The 17,784-nt window shown below is 56.6% G+C and carries 20 protein-coding genes; 3 read left to right on the forward strand and 17 right to left on the reverse strand.

Annotation, left to right across the window (positions count from 1 at the left end; translation table 11 throughout):
- The first annotated feature begins 199 nt into the window (after positions 1–199).
- The 3 genes from FHN83_RS25770 (at position 200) to FHN83_RS25785 (ending at position 3,502) form a co-directional block, all read left to right on the forward strand.
- A complete protein-coding gene (locus tag FHN83_RS25770; RefSeq protein WP_139565367.1) occupies positions 200–718 on the forward strand; it encodes a DUF2778 domain-containing protein in 519 nt (172 codons plus the stop codon).
- A gap of 436 nt (positions 719–1,154) precedes the next feature.
- Positions 1,155–2,645: an AAA family ATPase gene (locus FHN83_RS25780; RefSeq protein ID WP_139565369.1), complete on the forward strand. Its 1,491-nt coding sequence runs from the start codon at positions 1,155–1,157 to the stop codon at positions 2,643–2,645.
- Between the two features lie 14 nt (positions 2,646–2,659).
- Positions 2,660–3,502 carry an HNH endonuclease gene (locus tag FHN83_RS25785; protein WP_139565370.1) on the forward strand — a complete coding sequence of 281 codons (843 nt, stop codon included), beginning with the start codon at positions 2,660–2,662 and terminating at the stop codon, positions 3,500–3,502.
- 340 nt (positions 3,503–3,842) lie between these two features.
- Here the strand turns inward: FHN83_RS25785 and catA are convergent, their stop codons facing one another.
- From catA to FHN83_RS25870, 17 genes are all read right to left on the reverse strand, one after another.
- Positions 3,843–4,769, reverse strand: coding sequence for a catechol 1,2-dioxygenase (catA, locus tag FHN83_RS25790; protein ID WP_139565371.1), 927 nt, complete (start codon positions 4,767–4,769; stop codon positions 3,843–3,845).
- A gap of 46 nt (positions 4,770–4,815) precedes the next feature.
- Complete coding sequence (catC, locus tag FHN83_RS25795; protein WP_039030742.1) at positions 4,816–5,103, reverse strand: muconolactone Delta-isomerase; 288 nt, start codon at positions 5,101–5,103, stop codon at positions 4,816–4,818.
- Between the two features lie 11 nt (positions 5,104–5,114).
- Entirely contained in the window at positions 5,115–6,230 is a 1,116-nt protein-coding gene (locus FHN83_RS25800) for a muconate cycloisomerase family protein (RefSeq protein ID WP_139565372.1), read from the reverse strand.
- Positions 6,227–6,994 carry a 3-oxoadipate enol-lactonase gene (pcaD, locus tag FHN83_RS25805; protein ID WP_139565373.1) on the reverse strand — a complete coding sequence of 256 codons (768 nt, stop codon included), beginning with the start codon at positions 6,992–6,994 and terminating at the stop codon, positions 6,227–6,229. Before pcaD ends, FHN83_RS25800 begins: the two co-directional genes overlap by 4 nt.
- Positions 6,995–7,657 (reverse strand): 3-oxoacid CoA-transferase subunit B, encoded by a 663-nt coding sequence (locus FHN83_RS25810; RefSeq protein WP_139565374.1) that lies wholly within the window; start codon positions 7,655–7,657, stop codon positions 6,995–6,997.
- Between the two features lie 9 nt (positions 7,658–7,666).
- On the reverse strand, positions 7,667–8,353 hold the full coding sequence (locus FHN83_RS25815; RefSeq protein ID WP_139565375.1) for a 3-oxoacid CoA-transferase subunit A: 687 nt from the start codon (positions 8,351–8,353) through the stop codon (positions 7,667–7,669).
- Positions 8,350–9,609, reverse strand: coding sequence for an MFS transporter (locus tag FHN83_RS25820; protein WP_052246206.1), 1,260 nt, complete (start codon positions 9,607–9,609; stop codon positions 8,350–8,352). Before FHN83_RS25820 ends, FHN83_RS25815 begins: the two co-directional genes overlap by 4 nt.
- A gap of 83 nt (positions 9,610–9,692) precedes the next feature.
- Positions 9,693–10,187: a flavin reductase gene (locus FHN83_RS25825; protein WP_039030748.1), complete on the reverse strand. Its 495-nt coding sequence runs from the start codon at positions 10,185–10,187 to the stop codon at positions 9,693–9,695.
- Positions 10,188–10,197: 10 nt separating this feature from the next.
- Positions 10,198–11,130: a PDR/VanB family oxidoreductase gene (locus FHN83_RS25830; protein ID WP_139565376.1), complete on the reverse strand. Its 933-nt coding sequence runs from the start codon at positions 11,128–11,130 to the stop codon at positions 10,198–10,200.
- Positions 11,131–11,139: 9 nt separating this feature from the next.
- Positions 11,140–11,880 carry an SDR family NAD(P)-dependent oxidoreductase gene (locus tag FHN83_RS25835; RefSeq protein ID WP_139565377.1) on the reverse strand — a complete coding sequence of 247 codons (741 nt, stop codon included), beginning with the start codon at positions 11,878–11,880 and terminating at the stop codon, positions 11,140–11,142.
- 10 nt (positions 11,881–11,890) lie between these two features.
- Complete coding sequence (locus FHN83_RS25840) at positions 11,891–12,370, reverse strand: aromatic-ring-hydroxylating dioxygenase subunit beta (RefSeq protein ID WP_139565494.1); 480 nt, start codon at positions 12,368–12,370, stop codon at positions 11,891–11,893.
- Positions 12,370–13,683, reverse strand: coding sequence for an aromatic ring-hydroxylating oxygenase subunit alpha (locus tag FHN83_RS25845; RefSeq protein WP_139565378.1), 1,314 nt, complete (start codon positions 13,681–13,683; stop codon positions 12,370–12,372). The genes FHN83_RS25840 and FHN83_RS25845 overlap by 1 nt, the downstream gene beginning before the upstream one ends.
- Before the next feature lie 28 nt (positions 13,684–13,711).
- Entirely contained in the window at positions 13,712–14,224 is a 513-nt protein-coding gene (locus tag FHN83_RS25850; protein ID WP_139565379.1) for a nuclear transport factor 2 family protein, read from the reverse strand.
- Positions 14,225–14,235: 11 nt separating this feature from the next.
- On the reverse strand, positions 14,236–14,592 hold the full coding sequence (locus FHN83_RS25855; RefSeq protein WP_039030753.1) for a hypothetical protein: 357 nt from the start codon (positions 14,590–14,592) through the stop codon (positions 14,236–14,238).
- A 21-nt stretch (positions 14,593–14,613) separates the two neighbouring features.
- On the reverse strand, positions 14,614–15,741 hold the full coding sequence (locus FHN83_RS25860; protein ID WP_139565380.1) for an acyl-CoA dehydrogenase family protein: 1,128 nt from the start codon (positions 15,739–15,741) through the stop codon (positions 14,614–14,616).
- A gap of 103 nt (positions 15,742–15,844) precedes the next feature.
- Complete coding sequence (locus FHN83_RS25865; RefSeq protein ID WP_139565381.1) at positions 15,845–16,969, reverse strand: amidase; 1,125 nt, start codon at positions 16,967–16,969, stop codon at positions 15,845–15,847.
- 336 nt (positions 16,970–17,305) lie between these two features.
- A complete protein-coding gene (locus FHN83_RS25870) occupies positions 17,306–17,770 on the reverse strand; it encodes a MarR family winged helix-turn-helix transcriptional regulator (protein WP_039030756.1) in 465 nt (154 codons plus the stop codon).
- Positions 17,771–17,784 lie beyond the last annotated feature (14 nt).

Consider the following 17,784-nt stretch of genomic DNA (forward strand, 5'->3'; position numbering starts at 1 on the left):
AGCTGATGGCTGAAAAAAATTCTATTATTACCATTTGCAGTAACGCGTCGCAATAATATTCAAAAAATTACTTATCGGCATTATGAATAAATAGTTATTCATGAGCACATACATTATCAAAATTTACTTACTTGCTATTATTTTACCAGTCAATCTGTAGTACGATACCCTTAATCAATGTAAGGAAACAGGGCAACTTATGGCATTACATGGAAAATTGTTATTAAACGGAGCGGATTATGCCCCCTTCAATCTATACGGCGTCGGCGTATTTATGGCCCATTCAGGAAAAGGGATATATCGGAATAAAGGCGCTTGCGGGGCAATTCCAAATGACGGCCCATTGCCACCCGGTAAATACTGGATTGTTGACCGAGGTTCCGGCGGGGCGGGATCATGGCTGAAAGCAAAATCTCAGGATCTGGTTAACCGGGCATTTTACGGAGCCGAATTTGACAGGGATGAATGGTTCGCACTCTATAAGGATGACTGGGGGATTGATGATGGCACGTGGGTTAATGGCGTGAGCCGTGGATTATTCCGCCTTCATCCGGGTACGATTTCTGAAGGCTGTATCACGATAGCCCATAATTCTGATTATGCCCTTATCCGAAACGCACTATTAAGAACATCACTGGTACAGGTTCCCTGTCAGCGTTCTCTTATGGCCCGGGGTTGGGTTGAGGTGATTAATACCTATGGCAACACTTGTCCGTAGAGCGTTAAAAATCGCGTACTTCCTGATGCTGTCTGTGTGTGTAGGCCGCACGCTGGGGAGTCCTGAAATATGGATGAACTATAGCGTATCAAGATGGATCGGCCACTTATTATATGGCCCAGGAGAAATAGGTGCAGATAATTTCTATGATCTCTATTTTTATATCTCAATACTAACAGTATTTCCGATAACAACCGTTATCTATAGTTTAACAATGAAGTTAATAGAAAAAAAAGGAACTTGTAAAATACCAGATCCTCCATATTTGTAGTTAAAGCACGACAGTGAATCGAACATTAATCTTTCGATAACACTCTTCCATCATAATGACAATTTCTAGTTGATACAGTGCATATACGTCATTTTTAACCTTGACTTTAGAAATTATGATTATTAATGTATAGTGTTCAACACATAACAAAAATGAGGCCCTTCTTTGAAAATAATCACTAAAATAACATCTAAAATCAATGAAAAAAAATATATCCTTTTAACTGAAAATAATTGGGATGATTACTCCTATAAATCAACATTCGATCTTAAAGTTTATATCAATAATAAGGAGTATTATATTGGCGAAGTCAAACTCATTGATAATACGAAAGACGTCGGGAGAGTTACTGTTGAAAATGGCATAGACCAATTAGATGATCGCTTTTGTTCTCTAGGTCAAAACAAAGAATACTATCAATCACTACGAAAACTTGGTAAGGAAATTGAACGTGATTTACTTACAACTTTGAACGATTGTGCCTATGATAACATTATCTACGATGCGTTTTCAGAGCTAACTCAATTTAAAACATCCGCAGTAAGATTTAGTACTGCTGAGCAAGCGCTAAACTATGCAAAAAAATTATATTCTATCAACATAATGCATGAAACACCGAATGAATGCCACTCCTTCACTTTTCATACCAAACTAAAAGGATTTGAAGAGCATTATGATTTAAAGTTCTCTTTTATAAAACAAAGTGAATCATTAATACCCTCTAACATCAATGTTATCATAGGAAGAAATGGCACTGGTAAAACACAGTTATTATCTGATTTAGCAAGAACCATATCCGGTTATGGTTTTGACGAGAAAGATGATTTAGTTATCGCAAGGAAGGAAAAATTTCAAGATACAAAACATGATTTTGGAAATGTAATAGTTGTCTCTTATTCTGCATTTGATAATTTCGAGTTACCTGGTAAAAACATTGAAGAAATAAAGGAACTTGATTCCCAAGGACATATTTTTGGTTATAAATACTGTGGTTTGAGAGAGCGAATTGATGGAACCAATGAGTATAAACTTAAAAACATTGAAGAAGTAGCTAATGAATTCAAGAAAAATTACGATAAGATCGTCGAAAGTAAAAAACTCGATGATTGGAATGAAAAAATCAAACCTGTCGTGAGTGATCCATCTTTTAGATTTTTAGATAAAAAACAGTTCATTAAAAGCTTTGATAAACTAAGCTCAGGCCAGAAAATAGTTCTTTCAATACTTAGTAGTATCTATGAACATATTGAAGAGAATAGCCTTGTAATTATCGATGAACCAGAAACGCATCTTCACCCTTCTCTTATTGCATCATTCATGCATTCGATAAGAGCAATACTTACTGAATTTAACTCATACGCAATAATAGCAACACATTCACCAGTAATATTGCAAGAATCACCGTCTAAATTCGTACAAATACTAGATGGCTCCACATTAACTCCTCGTATAAAAAAATTAACTAATGAGTGCTTTGGCGAGGAAATTTCAACACTTACCGAAAATGTATTTAAAGTTTCTATTGAAGACTCTAACTTCTATCATACTCTTACAACTTTAGCTAATGGAGGATATTCTCTTGAACAGGCTGATCGAATATTTGGAAAACGATTAGGAATTACAGCCAGGTCTTTTTTAAACTCATTGAAACAATAAGAAGGAACTTTACAATGAGAAATTTACCTATTCCAAAATCCGATGATAAGTCGTGCCTAGATGCCATTGTGCTTGAAAAACGAGAAAGTAATAAAACTAATCTTACGGCTATATCTAGTAAGGTTAAAATCGCATATGATAACCATACTTCCAATTGCAATACATTGGAAAACCTGAGTCCTATAAGATTACTCAAAAAACAAAAAGCCAGTTTGCATCACGCATATACATCCAAAACCAATACATTTAAAAAAGTAACGATCGATATTCTTTTTCCACCAACTTTAGATGATTTTGATGAATGTCCTTATTGTGGTATAGGGGACCCGTCAACACTTGATCATTATATACCTAAAGAAGTGTACCCTGAGTTTTCAATTTTATCTAAAAATCTCATACCTATTTGCTCAACTTGTAATAGTTCTTATAAAAAGACTAAATTCAAACTACCTAATGGAAAGAGAATATTTATACATAGTTATTATGACATCTTTCCCGATCTTTATTTTTTAACTGCAAATGTCACCATTTCTCAGAAGATAGCTATTAATTTCACAATTAACCATCATGCGACTGAGTCAGATTTTTCGGAATTAATCAGTAACCACTTTATTAATCTAGGATTAAATAAACGATTTAAAATCAAGGCTGCCGCTGAGATATCCCGTAAGAAAGGAGCATTTAATCGGCAATTCAATACAAACATGTCAGCACGTGATTTATCTATATTTTTACGTGAAGAAGCAACCAACCTTGAAACAAGTTACTCAAAAAATCACTGGAAAGTAGCATTATACAAAGCACTTAGTAATAGTGCTGACTTTTGTAATGGCGGTTTCCTCTTGCCTGTAAAATAACAACACTAATGGCAGGAATATTATCTTCCTGCCATTAAAACATTTATTTCTTGATAATGTTTGTAAATATCAACTGTAGTGCTTAATGCCCATTACCAAAAACATTAATGCACATAGAATTACCTTGATGGGATGTTATCTTATTTTTCTTGGTATAGTCATATTCAAGCGCGGATAAAATTAATACTTAAGTTCCTGTTGGATACTATAAAACCCTCATGTTCCGCATCTTCTATCCGAGTCACAAATGAAAATAGATTTTTTCAGTACTCCTATTTATAATATTCAACAAAAAAAACCGGGCCCGCTCTCGCGGACCCGGCCCTCTACCCTTCCGAACCTACTCCTTCACGCGCGCCCGCTTCCCTCTCTGCTCTTCCTCGCTCTCCGCCGCTTTCACCAGCGTAAAGTTAAAATTCACCTCCGTATGCTCCCCGTTGAGGTCGCGCTCCCGCGCAACAGCCGCATCCGTAATCTTCACCGGATCCGCAATCAGCTCCGCCCTGGTGGCGAACGCAAAGTCATCCCACAGATACTCATCCCCGTTCAGGTTGATCTGCGTGGTCAGATGTTTATACCCCGGTGCCGACACAAAGAAGTGCACATGCGCCGGGCGGTTGCCGTGGCGGCCAATGGCTGTCAGCAATTTTTGGGTTGGGCCATCCGGCGGGCAGCCGTAGCCGCACGGCACGATGCTGCGCACGGTGTAGCGACCGTCATCCCCAGTGCGCACGCGGCGGCGCAGGTTGTATTCGCTCTGGGACTGGTCGAAGAACGAGTAGCCGCCGAGGGTGTTGGCGTGCCAGATGTCCACAATTGCACCCGCCACCGGCTTGCCGTTCATATCCGTTACCTGCCCCTGCAGCCACATGGTTTCCGCCTGCTCCTGGCCGTCGTCCATGCGGGCAAAGCCTTCGCTCAGCGGGGCGTTGGCCACGTACAGCGGCCCTTCGATGGTGCGCGGGGTGCCCACTTCGTTGCCGGATGCCGCCTCTTTCTCGTCGGCACGCATATCCAGATAGTGCTCCAGCCCCAGACCGGCGGCCAGCAGCGCCGCTTCCTGGCGTCCGCCCAGCTCGTTGAGGTAGTTCACCGCAACCCAGAACTCTTCATCGGTCACATCGAACTGCTTGATGGTCTTGCACAGGTCGCTCAGCAGCTGGTGCATGATGTTCTTTAAACGGTCGTTGCCGCCGGTGGAATTTAAGCCGCTGCTGATTGCCAGTAAGGTGTCCAGTTCGGTTTGATGTACAGGATTCACAGACATTGCATATTCCTCTTGTAGGGTACGATTGTTGTAGTTATTGCGACGACTATTGTTCGTTGTGAATGGATGACGGATGCGTGCACAGAGGCTGGACGCTGATCTCCATCCACGGGTAGAGGGGCAGCGCGGTCAGGATGTCGTGCAGCTCCTGGTTATCCGCCACGTCAAAAATGCTGACGTTGGCGTACTGGCCGACCACGCGCCAGATGTGCGGCCACTTGCCTTCACGCTGTAGGCGCTGGGAGTAGGCTTTCTCTTTCGCCTTAATGGCTTCGACGTCTGCCGAAGGCAGCGACGACGGGATGTTGACCGTCATTTCAACTTTAAAAAGCATGATGTTTTCCTTTATTGACGCGCGTAATGACGCAGCTTGTCTTCGTCGATATCAATGCCTAATCCTGGCCCCTGAGGTAACGTCACCTCTCCCTGGCTGAAATCCAGCGGACGTACCACGATGTCATCCTTCAGCAGCAGCGGGCCGAACATCTCGGTGCCCCACTGCATCTTCACCGTCGACCAGGCGTGCAGCGAGGCCACCGTGCCGAGCGTGCCTTCCAGCATGGTGCCGCCGTAGAGCGCCACCCCTGCCGCCTGCGCCACGTGCGCCAGCTTCAGGGCCTGCACCGGGCCGCCCGCTTTGGCGATCTTCAGGGCGTAAACGCCGGTAAAGCCGCCGCTCGCCAGGGCGTAGCCGTCATGGCTGGTCGCCACCGCTTCGTCGGCGAGGATCGGCACCGTAAATCGCTGGCTGAGGGTGATAAGCCCCTGCCGGTCCCACAGCGGGATCGGCTGCTCCACCAGGTCGATGCCGCCCGCCTGCAGTTGGGTCATCCCTTTGATGGCGGTAGTCAGATCCCAGGCCTGGTTAACGTCCACCCGCACGCTCACCTCGTCGCCCAGCGCGGCCTTGATCGCCAGGGCGTGACGAACGTCCACGTCCAGCCCGCGAGCGCCGATTTTCAGCTTGAAGGTGTTGTGACGCCCCTCCGCCAGCAGGCGTTTGCCCTCTTCGATGTCTTTCTGCGTGTCGCCGCTCGCCAGGGTCCAGAGCACCGGGAGGCGTTCCGTCAACGCTCCGCCCAGCAGCGCGCTGACCGGCTGGCCCAGCGCCTTGCCCTGCGCATCGAGGAACGCGGTTTCGAGGGCAGATTTGGCAAAGGTATTGCCCTTCACGTGGGCGTTCATCTTGTCGGCGAGCGCCGCCACGCCGCTGAACGACTGGCCGCACACCAGCGGGGCCAGATAGGTCTCAATGGCGGATTTGATCGCTTCCGGGCTTTCCGGGCCGTAGCTCATGCCGCCGATAGTGGTGGCTTCGCCCCAGCCGGTGACGCCGTTCGCGCAGGTCATTCTGACGATGGCGAGGGTCTGGCAACCCATGGTCGCCATCGACAGCTTGTGCGGGCGAATGGTGGGAATGTCCACCAGCCAGCAGGCCAGGGATTCAATGGTGAGGGTCATGTCGTGCTCCTGCGGGTTAAAAAGGTCAGCACCTGCTGGTTAAAGGCCTCCGGGCAGGCGACGTTCGACAGATGCGAGGCGGGTAGCGTCACGGACTCCGTCTGCTTTGCCTGAGCCGCGAGCCACCGGGCGTCCTGAACCGTGGTGACCGGATCGTCTTCGCCTGCGATGGCCAGCATCGGGCGTAGCATGGCGGCCACCTCTTCGCGCAGATCGGCGGTGGCCAGCGCTTCGCAGCAGGCGGCGTAGCCTTCGGCTGGCGTGTCGGCCAGACCGTCAATCAGCAGCTTCACCATTCCGGGATTGCTCTGGCGATATGCCGGAGTAAACCAGCGCTCCGCCGCCGTGCTGGCGACCGGGGCCATCCCCTGCTGGCGCACCGTTCCGGCACGCTGTTGCCAGCCTTTCGCCTCGCCGATTCTGGCTGCGGTGTTCGCCACCACGAGGCGTGAGAAACGTGACGGGGCGTGGCGGTTCAGCCACATCCCGGTCATCCCGCCCAGCGAAATGCCGCAAAAACAGGCGCGTTCCACGTCGAGATGATCCAGCAGGGCAATCACGTCCTGCCCCAGCGTGTCGAGCGTGATGCCCGCGTCCGGCACCGGCGAGTGGCCGTGGCCGCGGGTGTTGTAGCGCAGCACGCGAAAATGGCGGGTGAAGTCGACCATCTGCCCCTGCCACATCTGCCAGGTGGTGCCGAGCGAGTTGGAGAGCACCAGCAGCGGGGCCTCTTCCGGTCCGTCGAGGCGATATTCCAGATCCATTCACGCCTCCTCGGTTTCAGCGTTCAGGGCAAAGGTCAGCGCCACCGGGGTGACGGACTGCAGATACTCCGCCGTCACGTCGCCAAACAGCTCGCGCACCACGATGCCCTCAGCGGTGATATCCATCACCGCCATATCGGTGTAGATCCGGTCGATGCAGGCCATACCGGTCAGGGGATAGGTGCAGGCTTTAACGATCTTGCAGTCGCCCTGACGGGTCAGATGTTCGGTCATCACATAGACGCGCTTCGCGCCAATCGCCAGATCCATCGCCCCGCCGACGGCCGGAATCGAGGAGGGTTCGCCGGTGCTCCAGTTCGCCAGGTCGCCGCGCTCAGAGACCTGATAGGCTCCCAGCACGCAGATATCCAGGTGGCCGCCGCGCATCATGGTGAACGAGTCGCCGTGATGGAAATAGCAGCCGCCTTCGAGCAGCGTCACCGGCTGTTTTCCGGCGTTAATGAGCTCAGGATCTTCTTCTCCCGGCGCAGGGGCCGGGCCCATGCCGAGAATGCCGTTTTCGCTGTGCAGGAAGATCTCGCGATCGGCTGGCAGATAGTTGGCAATCCGCGTCGGCAGGCCGATCCCGAGGTTCACATAGGCCCCTTCCGGGATATCGCGGGCGATACGTTCGGCCAGCTGTTGATGGGTCAGTTTATTCACGGGCTCTCCTTATGCCGTCTGCGGCAGGCGTTGCGGCGCGACCGTCACCACGCGCTGGACAAAAATTCCCGGCGTCACCACCGCCTCCGGATCAAGCTCGCCCAGGCGAACGATCTCGCTCACCTGCGCAATGGTGCAGCTGGCGGCGGCGGCCATGATCGGCCCGAAGTTGCGCCCGGTTTTGTCATAGACCAGGTTGCCCCAGCGGTCGGCCTTCAGGGCTTTGATCAGGGCGAAATCGGCTTTTAACGGGTACTCCAGCACGTAATCCCTGCCGTCGATGTGCCGGGTCTCTTTGCCCGCCGCCAGCTCGGTGCCAAAGCCGGTCGGGGTGAAGATCGCCCCCAGCCCGCTGCCGCCCGCCTGAATGCGCGCCGCGAGGTTGCCCTGCGGGACCAGCTCCAGCTCTACTTCGCCGCGACGGTAGAGGTCGTCAAAGACCCAGGAGTCGGTCTGGCGCGGGAAGGAGCAGATCACCTTTTTCACGCACCCGGCCTTCAGCAGCGCCGCCAGGCCGTAGTCGCCGTTGCCGGCGTTGTTGCTGACCAGGGTCAGATCCCGCGGCCTGCGGCGGATCAGGGCATCCAGCAGTTCGGCGGGCTGTCCGGCCGCGCCGAAGCCGCCCACCATCACCACCGCGCCGTCAAAAATGTCCGCCACGGCGGTATCGGTGGCGGCAATCCGTTTATCAATCATTTGCTTACCTCGTTATTATTCGTTGACGGCAGGCTGCGCAGGGCGATCCACGCCAGCAGCGCATAGGCCATCAGCAGCAGGGAGACCGGCCATGAAGCGTCGAAGTGCATCAGCAGCGCCACCGCCAGCATCGGCCCCAGTCCGCCGGAGAAGATCGAGCCCACCTCATGCCCCAGCGCCAGGCCGGAGTAGCGCACGCGCACCGGGAACAGGTCGCTCATGATGCAGGGCTGGGTGCCGATCATCGCCCCGTGGCAGAACGGCAGGCCGAGCAGCATCGCCAGCATGATCCAGCCGTAGTCGCCGGTGGAGAGCAGCCAGAAGAACGGGAAGGCCATCACCAGCAGGCCGATGACGCCGATGTAGTAGACCGGCTTCAGGCCGATGCGATCCGATAGCGCGCCCCAGAACAGGATCGAGAAGAACTCCACCAGCATCGCCAGGGTCACGGCGCTGATGATCTCCCCGGTGCCGATGCCGATGTGCTTCGCGTAGACCACCGAGAAGGTGAAGAAGATATAGGAAGCGCCGTTCTCCGGCAGGCGCAGGGCGATGGCCTGCAGCAGCGCTTTCGGGTGCTCGCGCACCAGCACCATAAGCGGGATCTTCTCGTGTTTCTCTTCGGGCTTCGCCTGAGTGAAGGCCTTGCTCTCGCGGATGTTTTTGCGGATATAGACCCCGACCAGGAAGATGACGATGCTGAGCAGGAAGGGCACGCGCCAGCCCCAGCTCATCAGTTCGTCCTCCGGCAACTTTTGCACCAGATAAAAGGCAAACGCCGAGAGCACAAACCCGCCGGAGACCCCCATCTGGCTCCAGGCGGTAAAGAAGCCGCGACGCGATGCCGGAGCGTTCTCGCTCAGCATCAGCACCCCGCCGCCCCACTCCCCGCCTGACGCCACGCCCTGTAAAAAGCGCAGGGTGATGAGCGATATCGGCGCCCAGATGCCAATCTGGGCATAGACCGGCAGCAGGCCGATGACGAAGGTGGTGGCCCCCATCAGGGTCAGGGTCATGATCAGCGTCATCTTGCGGCTGTAGCGATCCCCGAGATGGCCGAAGACGATCCCGCCCAGCGGACGGGCAAGGAAGCCCACCGCAAAACCGGAGAAGGCCAGCAGCGTGCCCTGCATCGGGTCGCCGCCCACCGGGAAGAACAGCGGGCCAAACACCAGCGCCGCGGCGGTGCCGTAGAGGAAGAAGTCATACCATTCCAGCGCGTTACCCAGCACCGAGGCGAACACCAGCTTGCGCATCTGTCCCGCATCCTGCGGTTGTACTGCCGAAGCGGTTGTTTCAGTCACCACATTGCTCATCAGCGTTACCCTTATGGTTGGTTTTACGCTTCCACGTCATGCCCGATGGCATGGTAGCGACGGTTGAAGTAGACCAGCCCGCGCGGGGCTTCGCTGATGCGGATCGCCTGCACCTGGCAGTAGAACACCGTGTGGCTGCCCACTTCATGGCAGGTGTCGATCACGCAGTCGAAGCTGGCGACGGACGAGCTCAGCACCGGCGCGCCGCTGGCCATCACCTGCCAGGTGTCGTACTCGAACCGCTGCTCGGAGCGCAGGCTGGCGTTGGCGAAGATCCCGGAGAGATCCTGGTGGTCGCTGGAGAGGACGTTGACGCACAGGACCCGGTTCTGCTTGAAGGGCTCATGGGCGTAGGAGTTGCGGTTCATGCACACCAGCAGCGTCGGCGGCGAGTCCGTGACGCTGCAGACGGCAGAGGCGGTAAACCCAAACTTGCCCGCCGGGCCGTCGGTGGTGATCACGGAGACCGCACTGCCCAGTTGCGCCATGGCATTACGAAATTCGGTTTGCAGTGTCATAAGGAATTCCTCACAGATCGATAACTAAACGGGCGCTCTTTGCCCGGGAACAACACAACAAAATCTGGTCGCCGTCGGCTTTCTCTTCGTCGGTCAGGTAGCTGTCGCGATGATCCGGCTCACCTTCCAGCACGTCGGTCAGGCAGCTACCGCAGATCCCCTGCTTGCAGGAGACGCACACCTTCAGCCCGGCCAACGCCAGCGCCTCGACGATGCTCTGGTTCTCCAGCACCTGGACGGTGATGCCGCTGGCGGCGGCGACCACTTCAAAGGCCGCCCCGCCGGTGATCACCCCGGCGCTGAAGCACTCCTGATGCACCTGCTCCGGGCGATAGCCCGCTGCCGCGGCCTGTTCGCTGACCGCATCCATCAGCCGCGTCGGGCCGCAGGTGTAGACGTGGGTGTTGGCCGGCACGTCGCTCAGCACGGCCGCCAGGTTCAGGCGCTGGATATCGCTGAAGTGCAGATGAACGCGGTCGGCATACGGAGCCTGCTCCAGTTGAGAGATAAACGCCGCCTGTTCCCGCGTCCGGGCGCAGTAGTGCAGGCTGAACGAGCGCCCGCTGGCGTGCAGTTCGGCGGCCATCGCCAGCATCGGGGTGATGCCGATCCCGCCGCCAATCAGCAGGCAGTGGCTGGCGGTCTCCTCCAGCGCAAACAGGTTGCGCGGGTCGCTGACCTGGATCGAATCCCCTTCGTTCAGGGCGTGGGCGGCAAGGGAGCCCCCCTGGGATTTACTCTCTTTCAGAATGCCGAGCTGATAGTGGCGGCGATCGTTCGGGTCGCCGCACAGGGAGTACGGACGCACCAGGTCTTCTGCCAGATGCAGATCGATATGCGCCCCCGCGCTGAAGGGCGGGAGGTCGATACCGTCAGAATGCGCCAGCGTCAGCAGGACCACCTCGCCCTGCAACTCCCGCCTGATAACCTGTAATGTCAGCATGTTGACTCCTTAACGCATAAACAGGCCGCCGTTGATGTCCCAGGTTGCCCCGGTGACAAACGACGCCTGCTCTGATGCCAGCAAGGCCACGGCCTGTGCGACAAACTCTGCTTCACCTAATTTGCCGACCGGGATCATCTGCAGCAGTCCGGCCATCTTCTCTTCCGGTACCAGGGCGTGAACCATCGGCAGATCCATCGGGCCCGGGGCAATGGCATTCACCGTCACGCCGGATTTACTCAGCTCGCGGGCAAACACTTTGGTGAGGGTCAGGATCCCGCCCTTCGAGGCCGCGTAGTGGGCCCCGGAGGCGGTTCCGCCGTTCTGCCCGGCCAGTGAAGCCAGGTTGATGATGCGGCCATAGCCTTTGCCCGCGAAGTAGCGTCCCATGGCCTGGCAGCCGACAAAGGTGCCGCGCAGGTTGGTGGAAATCACCCGGTCGAACTCGTCGACCTCAATCTCTATCACCGGGGTGGCGAGGGTCAGCGCGGCGTTGTTCACCAGCACTTCAAGGCTGCCGAAACGCTCGAGGGTGGCCGTCAGCGCTTTGGCGAAATCCTGCGGCTGGCGAATATCCAGCCCCAGCGCCAGGACTCTGCCCTGCCCGTTATCCAGGCGATCCGCGGCCTGCTGCGCCCGGGCGGCGTCGACGTCGGTCAGCACCACCTGATATCCCTGCGCCAGCAGGTGGGCGGCAATCACGTTGCCCAGACCGGCGGCGGCGCCGGTCACTAATACGGTTTGCGTCATGGACGGCTCCTCAGAGGATGTAGCCGATGCTGTGCAGCACATCGTCGCTGTTGACCAGGCGGATCACCTTTTGGGTAATCAGCAACCTGCCGTCCTGCGGCTTGAGGTGCCAGGTGATGTCCGCCGCGTAGTGGCGGCTGTGCCCCTTGCGGTGCTCCCACAGGGACTGCGCCCCGCGCACCACGATCAGTTCCTCGCTGGATTCCAGCAGGCGGAAGCGCGACAGGGTGCGCAGCGTTCTGGCGCGCGGCGTGGTGGAGATGGACTCCCCGCTGTAGAGACGCTTCACCCGGCGCTCGCGCATGTGGTGATCGTCGCAGGCGTAGTTGAGGGTGTTTTTAAAATCGGTTTCGTTCGGGTCGATGGGCACCACGTACAGGCCGTCGCGCTGCCACAGCTCCAGCCAGGCGTTGAACTCGCCCTGGTCCAGCAGATCGCCTTCGAGGTTGATTACGGACATGGCCGCAAACAGGACAGAATCTGGGGTCATCATTTTTCGCTCTCCGTCATCAATTTTTTCCACTGCTGATAGGCCGCCCGCATGCCGGTCTCGGCGCTGACGTCGCTGCGCAGGCCATCGTCGGTGCGGTACTCCCCGGCGAGTCCGCGGTTGAGCATGATCCACAGGTCGTCGCCAGCGGTGGCCCCGCGCTGCACGCGCTCCCAGGCTTCGGAGTCGTCCGGAGTGCCAAAGCCCATCGGCCCCTGGAAGTGTTCGTGCAGACGCAGGCGCGCCTGGTTGGCAATCTCCGGCCCGCCGTCCATGGTGATCACCGCGTGGTGGATTTCGGTTTCCATCACTGAGATCGGCTGCAATACGCGGAAGAAGGCCATCGAACAGGCGATATTCGGGAACAGGTTGAGGTTGAAGCCGGAGCCGCCCACCGCGCGCACGATGCGGCGTACCTGCTCTTCGTCGTGATCTTTGCGCAGTTCGTCAGCCAGTTCGACAAAGCGCTCCGGGATTGGCGCGTCGAGGTTAGCTTCCAGATCCACCAGCTCGGGGATCATCACCATCACGCTGTGGCCGTTGCCGAGATCTTCCACATAGCCGCTGCCGTCCACGAAGTTGAGCATCTCTTCGGTCTGCTTATCCACCGAGCTCAGGAAGGAGCGGTGCACCACCGGGAAGTGGTAGCCGTCGGTGGTGTTCTCCAGCTGAATTTTCCAGTTGCCCGGGAAGCGGAAACGGTGCGCAGGCCCGGTCTTGATCGGGTAGCCCGCCCCCTGCTTCATAAACAGATCCATCCACTTCTTCGCCGCGCCGAGGAAATCCTCCAGCGGTTCGATCTCGTCGTTAAAGGTGGCGAAGACCATGCCCGCATACTGTTCGGTACGCAGCGACACCAGACCCAGCTCGTTTTTCTCAAGCTGATCGGCATAGCTTTCCGGGTGCGGCACGCCGCGCAGGCTGCCGTCGAGGGCGTAGCCCCAGCCGTGGTACGGGCAGACGAAGCTGTTGGTCTTGCCGCTGCGGTGCTCGCAGACGGTGGCCGCGCGGTGGCGGCAGCGGTTCAGCAGGGTGTGGATCGCGCCTTTACGATCACGCACCACGATCACCGGCTGGGTGCCGATCTCGGTGGTTTTGAAGCTGCCGGTCTCCGGGATCTCGCTGACGTGCGCCACCCAGACCCAGGTTTTGCTGAAAATACGGTCCAGCTCCAGCTGGAAGAGTTCGTCTGAGGTGTAGAGCGACGTGTGGACGCGGTCATGCTTTACCAGGCCCGCAATCTCTTCCCGGCTCAGGGTCGGCTGCGCGGTGGTATCGATATTCTTGACGTTGATGAGGTGGTCACACTGCATAATCTTTCTCCTGCTAGCGGTCGAGGTTCTAGTTTTTGTCAGGGACAGGTAACGCATCCGCCGCATGCCAGTGGCTCACCGGCCGGCTGAACAGGTTGCGGGTGGTGAAATGGTGCATGGTCATCTCACCCGCCTCGCGACGGAAAATAATCTGCAGCTCGGCGGCATTCAGATGCGCGCCCCCGGCGGTAAAGGCGGAGGTTTGCAGCATCTGCCAGCGGCCATGCAGCACGCCGTCGGCATCGTGATACAGCGCTTCGGAGCATAAAAAATGGCCGTTCAGGGCGAAGTGCGCGGGCGTGCGGACGTAGCCCGCCATCATCGCCACAATCGCCTCGCGTCCCTGATGTCTTCCCAGCCGGGTGGCGTAAGGCTCACCCAGCCCTTCCCAGCAGGCGTCTGCGCTGAACAGGGCCCCGATGGCCTGCACCGTCGCCATGTCGTCCAGCCGATCGCACAGCCGCATGTAAGTGCTGATACAGACCCGGGCGGCCTGCTGATCTTCAAGCTGCTGTAAACGCAGCGCATCCTGTGGGCTCATGATCCACTCCGTTACTGAATGATCAGTTCACGACCGACGCGGGCTTCGATCTTGCAGTACTTCCACAGCTTGCTGTCGCCGTCGCCCACCGGGGTGGTGCGGAACAGGTTGCAGGCGGCCACCACGCTGTCGAGGGTGTCGGCATCGGCCAGCACGTAGGTGGTCCACGGGGAGGTGGTGGACGGGCCGACCATCAGGCGGTCATCGTCCATGTTGCCGATGACGCGGATCCCCTGGGTTTCGTCGATGCCCTTCATCATCACGCCGAATGCGGCCCACACCTGTTTGGCTTCTGCCGGGGTAGCGTCAAAGAAGTTCTGGTTCACGCCGATGCAAAACAGCACGCGTAAGGTTGTTGTCTGGCTCATCTGTTGCTCCTTTCGTAAAAATTACAAATAACCCGGCAGAGGCTGGCCACCGAAATAGACCGTACCGGCGTTGAGATAAGAGAGGTCGCCCATAAAGGCGTGCTGGGTGATCACCATGGTGTCGCGCACGTAGCGTTGCAGCGGGCTTTTCATGGTGATGCCGCCCATGCCGTTCAGCGCCAGCGCCTGGCGGGTGACCTCGGCGGCCACGCGGGTGACGTGGGTGGACGACAGCCGCAGGGCGTTGATCTGCTCGCAGGCCGGTTCATCCCCGGCGAGGATGCACTGCCAGACGTCGTCGATGGCGTCGTAGAACCAGGCCCGGGCGGATCGCAGATCCGCTTCGCAGCGGGCAATCTGCATCTGCGCCTGCGGGCGGTCGGCGAGGCGCGGCGCGCCGGTGACCGACTGCTGGCGATGGGCAATGGCATAGATTTCGTTGAGTGCCGCGCGGGCGACGCCAAGCGCCACCACCGACAGCACCTGGGTCGCGAGGGACAGCACCGGATAGCGATAGAGCGCCCCTTCCAGGTTGAGCGCGCCGCCGCGAACGAAGGTCCACTCCTGCGGCACAAAGGCGTCGTTCACCACCAGATCGTGGCTCCCGGTCCCGGCCAGGCCGACGGTGTTCCACACCGGGTCGATCTGCACGCTGTCACGCGGTAGCACCGCCATGCGCGGCAGGGTTTCGCCACTCTCCGGCAGGATCCCGACGCCAAACACCGAGGCGCCCATGCTGCCGCTGGCAAAGCCCCAGCGTCCGGTGACGCGGTAGCCGCCATCCGCCAGCACCGCTTTCTGCGGCGGGAAGATGCCGCCGGCAAAGACCACGTCCGGGCCGTCGCGGTAGAGTTCTTTTAAGGTGTCCGGCGGCAATGCGCCGAGGTAGAACGGGCTCATGCCGAAGCTGGCGACCCAGCCTGCGGAGCCATCGGCGGTGGCGATCTGCTCGATCAGCTCACAGAACTGCGCCGGAGAGCACTCTTCGCCGCCGTAGATTTTTGGGACTAAGGCGCGATAGACGCCAATCTGCTTAAAGCGGGCGATGATGTCGTCAGAGATATGACGCTGTTGCTCAAAATCGGCGCTGCGGGTGGCGACTTCATTCAGCAGTGGAACGAGTTCCTCACGAACATGAACGGCAGACATAGCTTCCTCCCAAAAGAGTGTGCGGCCCGCAGAGAGACGAGTGCTGCCGCAATGAGTGGTACTCACTGAGTTATGGTTAAAACTGAACGGGAAAGCGGGATAGTTAGCGGCGTCGTCGCCCGGACAACCACTCAGCCGCCTGAACCAGCAGACCCTCCTGCCCTCTGGCGGCGACGAGCTGCAGCGCCACCGGGCGTCCGTTTAGCGTGCCCGCAGGCAGGGTCAGCGCCGGGTGGCCGCTGAGGTTAAACGGCCGCACCAGACGGGTGAGGTTCACCACGGTCAGCGGATCTTTCGCCTCTTCCAGGGTTGGCGGCAGTTCCGGCAGGGTCGCCAGCGCCAGCAGCGGGGTTTTCGCCAGCTGGGCATCCACCTGGGCGGTAAAGGACTGTCGGATTTCTTCAGCGGCATGCAGGGCACCGGCATCGATATCGGCCCCGGCGCGGATGCGGGTGGCGACATCGGCGGAGAGCCGCTCATCGCTCAGGAGCGGGTTAAACGCCTGCCAGTTTTCGTGGCTGATGATGGTCAGCCCGGCGCGATGGGCATCGCCCAGCAGCGGGAGCTCAACCTGATGGGGACGCAGGTCAGCCTGCGCCAGGAAATTCAGCAGCAGCGAGTCGATGTCGACGAGCGCCGCCGGGATAAAGCCGATGGCGGGCATCGTCTGTAATGGGGCGTCAACCGGCAGCCCCAGACGGGCCAGTACCTCGCGCAGCACCTCGGCGCGGCGGGCGAAGATCCCTACGCAGTCCAGCGAGCTTTGGGCGGGCATTACCCCTTCCCGGCTCAACGTGCCGTAGGTCGGTTTTAAGCCGAGGATCCCGCAGCAGGCGGCAGGCATGCGCACCGAGCCGCCGGTGTCGGTGCCGAGGGCAAAATCGACCTCGCCGGAGGCCACTACCGCGGCAGAGCCGCTGGAGGAGCCGCCGGGGATCAGGTCAGGAAACTGCGGGTTAACCGGCGTGCCGCCCCAGGAGTTGATCCCGGTGACGCCAAACGCCAGTTCATGCAGGGTGGTTTTTCCGGTCAGGACGCAGTTCTGCCCGAGCAGGGTCTCAACCACGTCGGCGTGCGTTGCTGCCACCGGGTTTGCCGCCAGCGCCGGGCAGCCTGCACGGGTCGGAAAGCCTGCGATGTCGAGGGTGTCTTTCACCGCGAAGCGCAGGTCGCCCTCACCAAGGGTAAACTGCGCGACATAACCATTGCTCTCAGTAACTGGCTGCATAATTCACACCTTAACCAGAAAAAACGAATCACATTCGGGCCGGGCAGTCTTCGCTGCGGTTCAACCCACGTTTGCTCAGGTCAATCATGGAATATTTAGATGAATATTCAAGTAATATTTCACGTTAATTTTACGAAAAAATAACACTGAAACATTTTGTTAACACGTGTGGATAAGTGGGTCAGGATGATGAAAAATAACAATAAAGCCTGCGCGGGAATCAAAAAAAAGCCGCCCTGACAATCAGGACGGCCTGTTTATAAAATCATTTATTTACAGTGGGTTATAACAAATATCTACGGCGGTCACAAAACCGCAATTCTCCCTGTGGCAGCTTCAAAGCTCGTTGAGGTTGTCGAGCACCTTCGACAGGGAGAGGTTCATTTTTTCCATCTGGGCGGCGGTCATGCCCTTAAAACCCTTCTCGAAAACCTTGCTGGCAAGACGGTGTGCCTCGGTCACTTTTTCGCGTCCGGCATCGGTGAGCATCACCTCGGTGACTCTGGCGTCCTGTACGCTGCTGGCGGTGGTGACCAGACCGTCATCGCGCAACCGACCGACGATTTTGGTGACGGTGGGCATTTTAGTCATCGCGTATTCGGAGATCTGCGAGATGCTGGCCTTACCGTACTGCTCGGTAATCATCAGCACCCGAAAGCGGGACACATCGAGCTGCACCTTTTTCAGTGTGATTTCCATAACTTGCGTATAGCGCGCGTAGACGTTGACGATCCAGTAGAAGGGGAACTCTTCGCGGTGAAAAGTGGGGCCGGTGTCTGACGATGTCTTCGTTTGACTCATGAAATGACGTTCCA

This window comes from Leclercia adecarboxylata, from assembly GCF_006171285.1.
In the GTDB taxonomy this organism is placed as follows: Bacteria; Pseudomonadota; Gammaproteobacteria; order Enterobacterales; family Enterobacteriaceae; genus Enterobacter; species Enterobacter barmai.